Origin of the sequence: Riemerella columbina DSM 16469 (assembly GCF_000374405.1) — a bacterium.
Taxonomy (GTDB): domain Bacteria; phylum Bacteroidota; class Bacteroidia; order Flavobacteriales; family Weeksellaceae; genus Riemerella; species Riemerella columbina.
In genome coordinates this window covers 21,739-29,570 of sequence record NZ_KB894232.1, presented here as the reverse complement: position 1 = coordinate 29,570, position 7,832 = coordinate 21,739, and the positions used below count along the sequence as shown (strand labels likewise).

At 30.6% G+C, this 7,832-nt stretch carries 10 protein-coding genes; 6 read left to right on the top strand and 4 right to left on the bottom strand.

What is annotated here, in order from left to right:
- Positions 1-185: DUF4134 family protein (locus C237_RS0106020; protein WP_018675599.1), on the bottom strand; the 185-nt coding region annotated here is incomplete at its 3' end.
- A gap of 235 nt (positions 186-420) precedes the next feature.
- Between C237_RS0106020 and C237_RS0106015 the strand changes: the two genes are divergently transcribed.
- From C237_RS0106015 to C237_RS13920, 5 genes are read left to right on the top strand one after another with little or no spacing between them, the layout of a single operon-like run.
- Entirely contained in the window at positions 421-1,359 is a 939-nt protein-coding gene (locus tag C237_RS0106015) for an SMODS domain-containing nucleotidyltransferase (RefSeq protein ID WP_018675598.1), read from the top strand.
- 57 nt (positions 1,360-1,416) lie between these two features.
- Positions 1,417-3,048, top strand: coding sequence for a ThiF family adenylyltransferase (locus tag C237_RS0106010; protein ID WP_169584737.1), 1,632 nt, complete (start codon positions 1,417-1,419; stop codon positions 3,046-3,048).
- Entirely contained in the window at positions 3,045-3,512 is a 468-nt protein-coding gene (locus C237_RS14535; protein WP_018675596.1) for a Mov34/MPN/PAD-1 family protein, read from the top strand. Before C237_RS0106010 ends, C237_RS14535 begins: the two co-directional genes overlap by 4 nt.
- A complete protein-coding gene (locus C237_RS14530; RefSeq protein WP_018675595.1) occupies positions 3,505-4,326 on the top strand; it encodes a DUF6602 domain-containing protein in 822 nt (273 codons plus the stop codon). Before C237_RS14535 ends, C237_RS14530 begins: the two co-directional genes overlap by 8 nt.
- Positions 4,327-4,354: 28 nt before the next feature.
- Positions 4,355-4,951 (top strand): hypothetical protein, encoded by a 597-nt coding sequence (locus tag C237_RS13920; RefSeq protein ID WP_018675594.1) that lies wholly within the window; start codon positions 4,355-4,357, stop codon positions 4,949-4,951.
- A 9-nt stretch (positions 4,952-4,960) separates the two neighbouring features.
- Here C237_RS13920 and C237_RS0105990 read toward each other — a convergent pair whose 3' ends face one another.
- From C237_RS0105990 to C237_RS0105980, 3 genes are read right to left on the bottom strand one after another with little or no spacing between them, the layout of a single operon-like run.
- Positions 4,961-5,581: a hypothetical protein gene (locus C237_RS0105990; protein ID WP_018675593.1), complete on the bottom strand. Its 621-nt coding sequence runs from the start codon at positions 5,579-5,581 to the stop codon at positions 4,961-4,963.
- Positions 5,582-5,584: 3 nt separating this feature from the next.
- Positions 5,585-6,025: a DUF3408 domain-containing protein gene (locus C237_RS0105985; protein WP_018675592.1), complete on the bottom strand. Its 441-nt coding sequence runs from the start codon at positions 6,023-6,025 to the stop codon at positions 5,585-5,587.
- Entirely contained in the window at positions 6,022-6,783 is a 762-nt protein-coding gene (locus C237_RS0105980; protein ID WP_018675591.1) for a ParA family protein, read from the bottom strand. The genes C237_RS0105985 and C237_RS0105980 overlap by 4 nt, the downstream gene beginning before the upstream one ends.
- Before the next feature lie 632 nt (positions 6,784-7,415).
- On the opposite strand from C237_RS0105980, the gene mobA reads away from it, so the two are divergent.
- Positions 7,416-7,832, top strand: coding sequence for a conjugal transfer protein MobA (gene mobA / locus C237_RS0105975; RefSeq protein ID WP_018675590.1), 417 nt, complete (start codon positions 7,416-7,418; stop codon positions 7,830-7,832).

Here is a 7,832-nt window from a genome sequence, read left to right as displayed (position 1 = left end):
CCTCCTATCAATCCTACGACTGCACCAATGGCATAGATTAACTTGGTAGCAGGGTCGAAATAAGAGGTTACCATTTGTGTGGCTTCGTTAATTCCGTTTACGCCGTTACCTTGGGCAAATAAAGCGGTTGACACAAGGATACAAGCCACTAATAAGACTGTTTTAAATACATTTTGTTTTGCCATGTCTATACTTTTTTAAAGTTATAAGGCAAATGTATAGGCACACTCTCAACGAAGTAAACTATTGGCTTATTTTGGAATTTTGTGGCAGGAAATGGCAGTATTTAATGAATTTTTGTCACTATGAAAGGAAAAATATGATTAATTAATGTAATGCTGGATGTCAATGTGACGTAAATTAATACTAGGCACTATCATTGAGTACTTTAAATGGATTTAATATTAACTAAATAAAATAATGAATAAAGAAGAATATCTGCAAAAAGTACTAAAAACACATAAAATGTCTCATGTAAATGACCTATTGAAAAAATACATGGAAAAAAGACAGAAGATAAAGGAATGTCTAGAGCAAGAATATGGCAAAAATATATATAATCCTATGAATTCAGGGTCTTATGCTAAACACACAGCTATAAATACTAAGTTTGATTTGGATATAGTTATTCCGTTCAAAAGAAATTCGTTTGCGACATTAGAAGAAATGTTTGAAAACATATATAATTTCCTTAGTGAAACATACTCTGATATTGCTACTATTAGAAAACAAAAAGTTTCTATAGGGATTGTATTTGATAAAGATAAAGATGGTGATGTTGTAAATATAGATGTTGTTCCGGGTAGAGAGTTTAATGATAATCAATATATTGAAGACAAAAAACTCAATCTATATGTAAATTCAGAATATGGACAGATAGAAAAGACTAAATATATTCAAACCAATATACAAGCTCAAATTGACCATATAAAGGGGAAAAATAATGAAAGGAGTATCATACGCTTATTAAAAATTTGGAAAAATAGTAATAATGAGCCGTACAAATCGTTTTTCCTAGAGTTAATAACAATCAAAGCTTTTAACAAAAAAAACATTACAGGGAATTTATGGGAAAAATTGAGGTCTGTGATAGAATACATCAGAGATAATGTGGCTAATGATGGCTTTACTCTAAAAGACCCAGGAAATAGTGGTAATAATGTTGCTGATACCTTAAAATCTTGGGAAAAAGAAGCTCTAAAAAACAAAATGGAGTTAATGATATCTAATATTGAAGATAACACGGAAGCTATAAAGATATATTTTCCTATTAATAAAGATTTTGAAGAGGATAAATACGGTTTAAAAGACTTTAAAATAGCGCCCTCAATACCTAGTAAAAGTCAACAGTTCGGATAAATGATGAGTTTTCATAATATAGAGGATATAAATCGTGTTATTAATAAAATTCATTTTGTGAAAATAATAGATGGGTTTAGTAAAGATGGGGATATTGTGAGAGGAAAAATTTTACTACAAAATATAGAAGGTTTAAATAACAATTTAGAGTTTGAAGTCTTAATATATCCTCAATATCCCTTTAAACATCATGAGTCAGAAACAATAAAATTTATTAATAAAGATTTAGTTCATTATAATCATGTAATGCAAAATGGCGAAATATGTATTCATACATTACATAGCTCAAAGTTAAAACAAAAATTGATTGCTGACTTTGAATCGTTACGGGCATGGGTGGAGAAATATTATATAAACAAAGAAAATGATAGTCATTATGAACATATTGTAATAGAGGAGCAACCTTTTAAAGGAGTCTATTATTCATATCAGTTTACTGATGTAGAATATTTTTTCACCAAAGGAGAGTTCGGGGTGGTTAACTTAATCCCTTTTAGCACAGGAATTTATAAAGGGAAAGGCATTTTAAATTCATTAGTAAAATCTTTTCTACCCTATACAAAAACAATAAGTATAGGTAGTAAGTGGAATAATTTCTACATGAATTTAGAAGTTAAACATTATGGGCTTTTTTTATTTTTAGGAGATATTCCTGCTCTATATAACCGATTTGCTTTTTCTAATTGGTTAGAGTTTGAAAATTATATTCCGAAGGAGTTCCTTAATCTTCTAAATAAGCACAGATTAAAAAGTAAGAAGAATAAATCAACTCTTTTACCTATATTCTTTGGATATAATATCCCTAACGGTAAAATTCACTGGATTTCAGCAATAGTTGATCTTAATGATATGCCTATAAAAGCTGTTCCTGTAAAAAATGACAAAGGTACTAAGATTAAGGGAAAATGGGAAGGTCAACTACTTAATAAAAAAATAACTTGGGCAATAACAAGAAATTCATCTTATGAATATTTATTTGGAAGGGGTACATTTTGTGATAAGATTACAAATGCAAAAATTTTAATTATAGGGGTTGGAGCGATAGGTAGCATTGTAGCTAAGACACTTGTAAGATGTGGTGCTAAAAATATAGATTTGGTAGATTACGATGTAAAAGAACCTGAAAATATATGTAGAGCAGAATATGAATTTATAAATGGGTTCTGTGATAAAACAGATGAATTAGTTAAAATCCTAAATGAAACCTCACCTTTTGTGAAAGTTAAATATGCCAATGAGGAATATTTCTCATATATCAAAGCGTTATATAAACTAAGAAAAGTAAAAAGCAATTATGAAAACTTCCTAAATAATTATGATATTGTATTTAACTGTTCTGCTGATAGTGATTTAATGTATGTTTTGGATGATTTAGAACTTAATACTGATTTAATAAACCTCTCTATAACAAACCATGCGAAAGATTTAGTATGTGCATTTTATCCTAATATTTATAGATTTGTTCAAACTCAATTTATATCTATTTTGGATAACGATGTAGATGATTTATATAATCCAACAGGTTGTTGGAGTCCTACTTTTAAGGCTTCTTATAATGACATTAATTTACTTGTTCAATATGCTTTGAAACAAATAAATTTTATTTATCAAGAGAACAAAACTAAGAATAATTTTACCCTTTCAACGACATTTGAAAATAATTTAGAAATAAAACTAACACGGTATTGATACTTATCAATAAACATAAGAATTTATATATAGAATTTTCAGACGAATTATTACTGAAAATTCAGAATCACGTTGTAAAACATTATCCAAAAGAATTTGGTGGGCTTTTGATTGGTAAATACTCAGATGATTTAAAATCACTTATCTTAACCGATATACTCATCCCTGAAGAATATACAAATCATCGAACGCTATTTACAAGAGGTACAAAAGGAATTCAGCAGAAGTTGATTAAGATGTTTAAACTTAAAGAAAAGCTATATTATGTGGGAGAATGGCATTCTCATCCAAATGTATCTTCTCGATATAGTAGAACTGATTTAAATGCAATGAAGGAAATAGCAAAAAGTGAGTCTATCCGCATAAACAATCCTGTGTTGCTCATAGTAAGTATAGATAATGAAAAAATCTTAGATTATACTTTTTACTTATATGATAATGAAAAACTTATAGAATATGAATAAAATTAATTTAAAAGAGTTGTTCGAGAATATGCAGTACCAAATGTCTGCACAACTCAATACCAATAGAAATAATATAACTCATCCAGGCTCTAAAGGGGACTCTTTAGAAAATGCTTGGATTGAATGGTTAAGAAAATATTTGCCTAGCAGATATAGTGTGGATAAAGCTATTATTATAGATTATGAAGGTAATACAAGTCAACAGATTGACATTGTAATTTATGATAATTGGTTCACACCATTTATATTTACTCAAAATGGATTCCATTATATCCCAGCAGAAGGTGTATATGCGGTATTTGAGGTTAAACCCGATTTAGAAGGAAATGTAGGACAGAAAACTTATATTGAATATGCTGGTGAAAAAATAGAAAGTGTGAGGAAATTAAAACGAACTTCGGTGGACATGATAAACTCAGGTAAGACTATGGACGCAAGACCCCTTACAAAAATTGTAGGGGGCATACTAGCGAGTGAATGTTCTATAAAAAGATTTTCTACAATTGAAAAGCATATGAAGAAAAATATAGGACTAAAGAGTATTGATTTTGGTTGTGCTGTAAACTATGGTAGTTTTTATATTGATTATGAAGGAACAGAGAACACAGAAATAGAAAACTTTGAAAAAAGAATAAATGAATACTATTTAAAAAGAGAATTTAGAGAAATGGAGTTTAGCAGAAAAGAGAATTCTCTAGTATTTTTTTTCATGCAACTAACTAGATATTTACAACAAGCAATTGGAACTGTCCCCGCAATTGATATGAATAAGTATCTAAGTAATATTAATGAAAAAATAGATGAGGAAATTTAAAAAGAAAAATATATAAAATTCAAAAAACATGATAGATAAAGATATCATTAATGTAATTTCAGCTATTATTATACCACTATTAGTAGCTATTATAAGTAGCCCTATAATTTCTAATTTCTTTGCAAGAAAAAGTAAAATTCAAATTAAAGATGTAGATGTAATGAGTAAATATGCGTCTAAAGATTTTAGAGAAAAAATCATCGCTCAAATTGCTGAAGAATCTACATTTCAACACCTTACAGGTATATCTACTAATCAACAATCAATTAGTAGCTATTACGAATTAAAAAATAAATTAGGAAACAATTTTACATGGAAACAAATTAAAAATGCTAAACCCTATTTAAGATTTGATAATGATAATAATATTTTTGTTAATCTACCTAAGGCATTAATTCTATTAAAAAATATATCCCTTGGTATAGCTTTTATAATTCTATTTGCTTCTATTATAATGCTTTTATATGTCTCAAATTTAGAAATAAAATTAAGTGATAAGTTAATTATTTCATTTATTGTCTATTACATCTATTTTATGCTTTGTATATACTTTATTCTTCATTCATTAGTTCCCGTAATTGACGCACATATGATAAAAAAAAGAATGAATAATTTAGACAAATAGATATGATACTCACACAAAATCCCCAATATCAAAGTCCTCTTTACTTTTCGTAGGAGGACTTTTTAAATCCCTATCTAACAATTCAGAAACTCGTTTTTTGGCTTGTGGTAATACTTTTTCAATTTCGCTTAGTAATTCGGTATCACTGAGTTTTTTGGCTATTGAGGTAGCCTGTCGTTCTTCCTCTTTATCCAATTCTTTCTTTGTTAATAAAGGCTCTACCTGTGCCAATTCTTCAAAGGATAATCCTGTGGCAAAATCATCGTCTTCTTCGGGGGTACGCATGGCTCGGAGTTCCTCTTCCTCGTCTTCATTGAGTTCCTTGCTAAATATCGCTTCTAGTTCCTCTTCAGGAATTTGTGCTGGAATAGAAGTTTTTTTAGGCTCTGGCTGTACCTTCGTAGGTATTTCGTTTGAAGGTGATGGATTCGTAGTTTCTTGTGCTGGTTCATCAACTTTGGGAGCAACAAATTTACTCTTACCTACTACTGTATAAGGCTGTTCCTTTTTAGGTCTTGGAGGACTCTCACTTCTTGGATTGGAAGTTTTATTTTTTGGTCTTAAAAAGTTTCTTTCCCATAACAGAAAAAATATGATAATAAACAACAGGATAATTATAATCTTTTCCATAACTTAAAATATTGGTTTGTATTTGTCTTTAAATGCTTTTTTTATTTCTTTTTCATAGCGATTAAAATGGTCTTCTAAGAGGTTATCGAGATAATTGTAAATGGATATTTTATCCTCTCCAATTACCTGTACGATTTGTACAATTCTGCGATGAAACTCGGGACGGATATACACTGACTTTCCATTTCTTGCTGACGTTTCTCCAGAACTAAAAAACAAACTTTCATAGGTTACTACATCTGTTTTTTTAACCTTTGTTGGTACTTGTTCAGGTTCGGGTGTATTTGTAGGTTCTGACTCTTGGGGTTCTTTTTCTACCATAACTTTCTCACTACTTGGCTCTGATGTCCTCACAGGACTTTTAACAACTGATGGTTCATCTTTCTTCCCTGCCATTAGTTCCATTAACTCGTTTTCGTTGATAGGATTTCTTTTCTTTCTCATACTTCAATTATTTTTACAAATTCCTTAATAAAGTCGTCTAAATGACAACCACTCATGAGTCGCTCGTCCGCAGGCATTAAGGTGGAACGAAATACATACTTCTGATTGCCACTTCCGTCTTTACGAAAGCGCTTACTATCTGATATATAACTCTTCATCATTGTCAGTTGGAGTTCTGCAATAACATTTTCGTAGATTTTATACAATGGCGACTTTTCTCTTCCGTCCACTTGGTTCCAAAATAAATGAACCGATTTTATTTCACTCTCCATATTTTTGGCGATAATGTTAGAAAGTACCTCTGTAAAACTGAGGGTACTTTCAATGACTACCCTATCGGCAGTGATGGGTGCGAAAATATGGTTGATATGTGATAGAACGGTCAAAATACCTGCGGTATTAACCGTTCCTGGCATATCGAATAACACTATATCAATATCATAAGGGGTTTCTCTGATAAATTTTTCCGCTTTTTGAATTGCCTCATTGGATTTGCAAGTGATAATCGGATAGGCTTTTTTGTTAATGGTGCTGAATTGCTCGTGTGCTTTCTGTTTAAAATGTTCATTCTGCATCACAATTTTCAAATCTTGCTCTCTTAAATTGCTGATACTATGCTGTGGGTAATCACAATCGAATACCACTACATTATAGCCCATTCGATAATGGAGCAAGCTGGCGACTAAAATCGTAAAAGTGGTTTTTCCTACACCGCCCTTTTGGGTAGCAAAGCTGACAAATTTGGGTTCTTTTTTCATACTTCTAATTTTTAATGAATATTTATGTACTTATTTATATACTTATTCACATACAGTACATATCTATCTATGTACCTGTATATTTACTTACTCATATACATATGTTTTTAAGTAAATCCGTACTTATATACACACCTACCTATTTACATACATCTATACATTCGTATCTATATAATTGAATACATATATACCTATTTATAGATAGACATACTCACTTATGTACTTATTTACTCATATACTTACTTGCGTAAGTAGGTAGCTACATAGGTATGTACATACATCTATACGCACAAAAGAACACCAAATAGGAACATGGCTGAAATAGGCGGTATTTATTGGCATTCTATGGCGTTTTATGGCACTTAAAAAATCATTGTCAGCCCATTGTTTATCCGTTGTTTTGCCATGGAAACAGAATAATAGGTAGCCTTTAAAAAAGACAGGGTCTTTTTACCAAAAATAAAAGCTATTCACAACACGAACGGCAGTGAGTGTTTTCTGTTCACCCGAACAGAGCAAGTTGTGTTTTGAGATGCTCGAAACCTTCTGAGCATCTCAAAACCAACTTGTCCTTGCAGGAGGCTAAAATCCCTTCGAAGTCAGGATTTTTTAATATTAAAACTGGATTGTATATGGATAATAAACATAAGGGAGGTCGTAAGCCTAAGATAGATAAAGCTATTCATAGATACACCATTAGCTTTAATTCAGAAGAACACGAGAAGTTTCTATCTCTATTTGAACAATCGGGAATGAAGTATAAAGCCCATTTTATTACATCAGTTCTATTCAATAGAGAAATTAAAACGGTAAAAATTGATAAAACTGCCATTGATTTTTATACCAAACTTACCGAATTAAACGCTCAATTTAGGAAAATAGGCGTCAATTATAACCAGATTGTCAAGATACTTTACCGCCATTTTTCAGAAAAAAAGGCAGGGGCATACCTTTTTAAACTCGAAGAACAGACTAAAAAGTTGGTGGCTTTAAGTGAAGAAATCAAACAGATTACACAAAACTTTGAACAAAAACACTTAAAAAACTAA

Coding starts and splice junctions, on each gene's coding strand:
- C237_RS0105985 (WP_018675592.1), bottom strand. CDS start 6,025: ATGAGAAAGAAAAGAAATCCTATCAACGAAAACGAGTTAATGGAACTA.
- C237_RS0105990 (WP_018675593.1), bottom strand. CDS start 5,581: ATGGAAAAGATTATAATTATCCTGTTGTTTATTATCATATTTTTTCTG.
- C237_RS13920 (WP_018675594.1), top strand. CDS start 4,355: ATGATAGATAAAGATATCATTAATGTAATTTCAGCTATTATTATACCA.
- C237_RS0106015 (WP_018675598.1), top strand. CDS start 421: ATGAATAAAGAAGAATATCTGCAAAAAGTACTAAAAACACATAAAATG.
- C237_RS14530 (WP_018675595.1), top strand. CDS start 3,505: ATGAATAAAATTAATTTAAAAGAGTTGTTCGAGAATATGCAGTACCAA.
- C237_RS0105980 (WP_018675591.1), bottom strand. CDS start 6,783: ATGAAAAAAGAACCCAAATTTGTCAGCTTTGCTACCCAAAAGGGCGGT.
- mobA (WP_018675590.1), top strand. CDS start 7,416: ATGGATAATAAACATAAGGGAGGTCGTAAGCCTAAGATAGATAAAGCT.